Source organism: Waterburya sp. (assembly GCF_058530065.1).
The window spans coordinates 1-1,964 of sequence record NZ_JBZNBU010000306.1 but is presented as its reverse complement, the minus strand read 5'-3'; the positions used below and the strand labels follow the sequence as shown (position 1 = coordinate 1,964).

Sequence of the window (1,964 nt, the reverse complement as noted above, 5' to 3'; positions counted from 1 at the left end):
TTGATTTTGGAAAGCTTCGTTAGCTTTGACTAAAATACCTTCAGTTGAATTTTGAACCTCTTGTAACATTTGTTTTTGTTGTTGTGCCTGTGTATCGAGTGCAGCTTGTAAGTCTTCCCTAATTCCTCTAAAAGTTTGAGAAGCTTGATTAGCACTAGCTTCAAAAGCCGTTCGTTGTGCTTCCATTCCTGTAGTGCTTTGATTTACTGCTTCTTTTATTTCTACCGCAACCTGTTCCATTACCCCTTGAGTATCGGTGCGGAATTGACCGAGAATAGATTGTAGATTATTAGCAAATTCTTGTAGACGAGTTAAAGTATCCTGTTGAAAACTTTGAATGGTTTCAACCGCACCAGCCAAACTGGTACTAATATCGCCTAACTCATTTTTCAAATCTGTTACTGCTGCGGAGGCTTCTTTAGTTAATTCCGCACTCTGATCCAATCTGGTAACTACAGGTTCAATTAATTCGTTGCGTAACTGTTTAACCAAAGTTTCTACAGTTTGTCCTTGGCTTGCTTGAAGTTCTCGCAGTTGTTTTATTTCCTCAGTAATAGGATTAATTAGAACTGTTAAGTTATCGCTAGTGGCAGAAGCGATCGCTTTGGGTGTTAAACTAGATAAATCAGATGTGTTGTGGATAATTTGTTTTAATTCCAAAACCAAAGGACTATCGGGAGAAGCAATCGCACTTTTAATCGCATTAGCAATTGCATCAGCGTTTAAACCCGATAAATTGTTAGCAACAGTTTCTAGAGTTTTAGCTACTTCTATATTGCCATCATTATCTAAACGGGATAAAAGACGATTGGGATTTTCTAAAAAAGCAATATCGCTCAGTTTTTTACGCAAACGATTCCGAATTAAAGTACGTTTATTTGCTCCTAAAGATAAGATTAGAATAAAGGTGATAGCTGCGCCTAATCCTAATAAAGAGGTAGAAAAGGACGTTTTCATTCCCATCAACAGCTTTTGGCTAGCTTCTATTAATTGTTGAGATTCATTGATATTTTCTAAATCTACTCCTCGCAAACCCAAGAAAATACCGCTAAAAGTTCCTAGAATACCTATAGCAGTTAACAAAGCAGGAGCAAAACTTACAGGGCTTCTAGGTACTGGTTTACCTAAAACTGAAGGATAAGCAAGCAAAATAAAATCATTGCTTTTACTTTGTTCGGGTTTAAAAGCTGATGGGGTAGATTCTCCTTTAAGATATTGAGTTAACCATCTAATTATTGTTTTATCTACTTTTTCTGTTTTGTCTATTTTTATATAACCACCTTGATATTTTTGCAGAATGGCGATCGCTTTTCTTGTCGTGTCACAATCTTTCCTTTGATAATTAGCGATCGAAACTGTTTCTACGATGCCAATTACAAAAGCTACAATGACAATAACTATATAAAATATATTGTTGATACTATCAATCATTAATTTGTTCCTCTGTATAGTTAGCTTTGAACGAACTGCTGTAACTCTGCTGCCGACAAATTCTCTTCCGCAATTCTTATTGGCATATGTGCAGCGTCTTGTCTGCCATTAACAGATTTAACTAACCGCAAACCGTAAAGCGGTTCATCATAATCGCGATCGGGATCGGTATCTATCGTGAGATAAACTAATTCTGGTGCGTAGCTGCGTAAAAGTCGTACTTGTAAACGTGCTTTTAAATCTCGTAGAGAATTAGCTAAATGATTATCGGCGCGATCAAATAAATCTTGTGCCTCTTTCCAAGCATTGTTCACAGCTATAATTTCCGTGACTAGCTGTTCGATAGATGGATTAAATAAGTCCATTATTTAAGCTTTTTTGATGGTTATTTATATAGTTCCCACCTAACTCAAAAAATTTTACTGTTTCTTTTTAAGGCGATCGCACTTTACAAACCCAATACCCAAAAAATAATATCAAACAAGATTTAAAGCGATTTTTAAAGCTTTTTGCACTTTAATAGATAAATCTGG

At 35.8% G+C, this 1,964-nt stretch carries 1 protein-coding gene and 1 pseudogene; both read right to left on the bottom strand.

Features of this window, described 5'->3' with window-relative positions; translation table 11 throughout:
* A pseudogene (locus AC33VI_RS18325) lies at nt 1–1,431 on the bottom strand (hypothetical protein); the annotation flags it as partial.
* 20 nt (nt 1,432–1,451) lie between these two features.
* Nucleotides 1,452–1,796 carry a hypothetical protein gene (locus AC33VI_RS18320; protein ID WP_491783703.1) on the bottom strand — a complete coding sequence of 115 codons (345 nt, stop codon included), beginning with the start codon at nt 1,794–1,796 and terminating at the stop codon, nt 1,452–1,454.
* Nucleotides 1,797–1,964: the final 168 nt, after the last annotated feature.

Bases quoted from the DNA above. Each gene is read 5' to 3' on its own strand.
- AC33VI_RS18320 (WP_491783703.1), bottom strand. From the start codon at position 1,796: ATGGACTTATTTAATCCATCTATCGAACAGCTAGTCACGGAAATTATA.